Source organism: Bacillus thermozeamaize (assembly GCA_002159075.1).
Lineage (GTDB): Bacteria > Bacillota > Bacilli > ZCTH02-B2 > ZCTH02-B2 > Bacillus_BB > Bacillus_BB thermozeamaize.
Genome location: LZRT01000140.1, coordinates 1 through 2,963 on the forward strand (window position 1 = coordinate 1; position 2,963 = coordinate 2,963).

The window sequence follows — 2,963 nt, forward strand, 5'->3', positions numbered from 1 at the left end:
TTGCGGTTAAGTCCTCGATCGATTAGGATCCGTCAGCTCCACACGTCGCCGTGCTTCCACCCCGGACCTATCTACCTCGTCTTCTTCAAGGGATCTTACTCCTTTCGGGTCGCCCCGAAAGGATGGGAAATCTCATCTTGAGGCGGGCTTCGCGCTTAGATGCTTTCAGCGCTTATCCCTTCCGCACTTGGCTACCCAGCGGTGCCCCTGGCGGGACAACTGGTACACCAGCGGTGCGTCCATCCCGGTCCTCTCGTACTAAGGACAGCCCCTCTCAGATTTCCTGCGCCCGCGACGGATAGGGACCGAACTGTCTCACGACGTTCTGAACCCAGCTCGCGTGCCGCTTTAATGGGCGAACAGCCCAACCCTTGGGACCGACTTCAGCCCCAGGATGCGACGAGCCGACATCGAGGTGCCAAACCTCCCCGTCGATGTGGACTCTTGGGGGAGATCAGCCTGTTATCCCCGGGGTAGCTTTTATCCGTTGAGCGATGGCCCTTCCATCCGGTACCACCGGATCACTAAGCCCGACTTTCGTCCCTGCTCGACTTGTCGGTCTCGCAGTCAAGCTCCCTTCTGCCTTTGCACTCTCCGCGCGATTTCCAACCGCGCTGAGGGAACCTTTGGGCGCCTCCGTTACCCTTTAGGAGGCGACCGCCCCAGTCAAACTGCCCGCCTGACACTGTCCCCCACCCCGATCAGGGGCGCGGGTTAGAACTTCAATACCGCCAGGGCAGTATCCCACTTGCGCCTCCACGTAGGCTGGCGCCCACGCTTCCCAGGCTCCTGCCTATCCTGTACAAGCGATACCAAAGTCCCATATCAGGCTACAGTAAAGCTCCACGGGGTCTTTCCGTCCTGTCGCGGGTAACCTGCATCTTCACAGGTACTATAATTTCACCGAGTCCCTCGTTGAGACAGCGCCCAGATCGTTACGCCTTTCGTGCGGGTCGGAACTTACCCGACAAGGAATTTCGCTACCTTAGGACCGTTATAGTTACGGCCGCCGTTTACTGGGGCTTCGGTTCGGACCTTCGCGTCGCCGCTAAGCCCTCCCCTTAACCTTCCAGCACCGGGCAGGCGTCAGCCCCTATACTTCGCCTTTCGGCTTCGCAGAGACCTGTGTTTTTGTTAAACAGTCGCCTGGGCCTATCCTCTGCGGCTCCTTCAGGCTCTTCACCCGAAAGAGCACCCCTTCTCCCGAAGTTACGGGGTCATTTTGCCGAGTTCCTTAACGAGGGTTCTCTCGCTCACCTTAGGATTCTCTCCTCGCCTACCTGTGTCGGTTTCCGGTACGGGCACCCGGATCCTGGCTAGAGGCTTTTCTCGGCAGTGTGAAATCGGGCACTTCGGTACTTCCATTCCCTCCCCATCACAGCTCAGGTTTTAAGGCGGACGGATTTGCCTATCCGCCACCCTCGCTGCTTGGACGCGCTCTTCCAGCCGCGCGCTTGCCCTATCCTCCTGCGTCCCCCCTTCGCTCATACCGGATCCTGGGTGGTACAGGAATATCCACCTGTTCCCCTTCGCCTACGCCTTTCGGCCTCGGCTTAGGCCCCGACTAACCCTGAGCGGACGAGCCTTCCTCAGGAAACCTTAGGCTTTCGGTGGAAGGGATTCTCACCCTTCTTTCGCTACTCATACCGGCATTCTCACTTCTAAACGCTCCACAAGTCCTCCCGGTCTTGCTTCCCCGCGTTTAGAACGCTCTCCTACCATGGACACTTCCGTGCCCATCCGCAGTTTCGGTGATACGTTTCAGCCCCGGTACATTTTCGGCGCAGAGCCACTCGACCAGTGAGCTATTACGCACTCTTTGAATGATGGCTGCTTCTAAGCCAACATCCTGGTTGTCTCGGCAGCTCCACATCCTTTCCCACTTAACGTATACTTTGGGACCTTAACTGGCGGTCTGGGCTGTTCCCCTCTCGACTGCGGATCTTATCACTCGCAGTCTGACTCCCAAGCGCAAGTCTTGGCATTCGGAGTTTATCTGAACTCGGTAACCCTTGGCGGGCCCCTCATCCAAACAGTGCTCTACCTCCAAGACTCTCCCGCTTGAGGCTAGCCCTAAAGCTATTTCGGAGAGAACCAGCTATCTCCAGGTTCGATTGGCATTTCACCCCTACCCGCACCTCATCCCCGCACTTTTCAACGTACGTGGGTTCGGGCCTCCAGCAGGTGTTACCCTGCCTTCACCCTGGACACGGGTAGATCACCTGGTTTCGGGTCTGCGACGACGTACTCTGCGCCCTCTTCAGACTCGCTTTCGCTGCGGCTCCGGGTCTTCCCCTTAACCTCGCACGCCATCGCAACTCGCCGGTTCATTCTACAAAAGGCACGCCATCATCCGGCACGTTGCCGTGCATCGGACTCTGACTACTTGTAGGCACACGGTTTCAGGTTCTCTTTCACTCCCCTCCCGGGGTGCTTTTCACCTTTCCCTCACGGTACTGGTTCACTATCGGTCACTAGGGAGTATTTAGCCTTGGGAGATGGTCCTCCCCGCTTCCGACGGGATTCCTCGTGTCCCGCCGTACTCAGGATCCACTCCGGAGAGAACGGGGTTTCGGCTACAGGGTTCTTACCTTCTCCGACGGGCCGTTCCAGGCCGCTTCGCCTACCCCGCTCTTTTGTAACTCCATCTGGAGTGTCCTACAACCCCAAAAGGCAAAGCCCTTTGGTTTGGGCTGTTCCCCTTTCGCTCGCCGCTACTCAGGGAATCGCTGTTGCTTTCTTCTCCTCCGGGTACTAAGATGTTTCAGTTCCCCGGGTTGCCCTCCATGCCCTATGGATTCAGACATGGATACCGCCCCATTACGGACGGTGGGTTCCCCCATTCGGAAATCCCCGGATCTACGCCTGCTTACGGCTCCCCGAGGCGTTTCGCCGTTTGCCGCGTCCTTCTTCGGCTCCTAGTGCCAAGGCATCCACCGTGCGCCCTTCCTTCCTTAACCGCT

1 rRNA gene is annotated in these 2,963 nt (G+C 58.1%); it reads right to left on the reverse strand.

Features of this window, described 5'->3' with window-relative positions:
- Positions 1-3: 3 nt before the first annotated feature.
- Positions 4-2,961: ribosomal RNA gene (locus BAA01_11400) — 23S ribosomal RNA — on the reverse strand.
- Between the last annotated feature and the right edge of the window lie 2 nt (positions 2,962-2,963).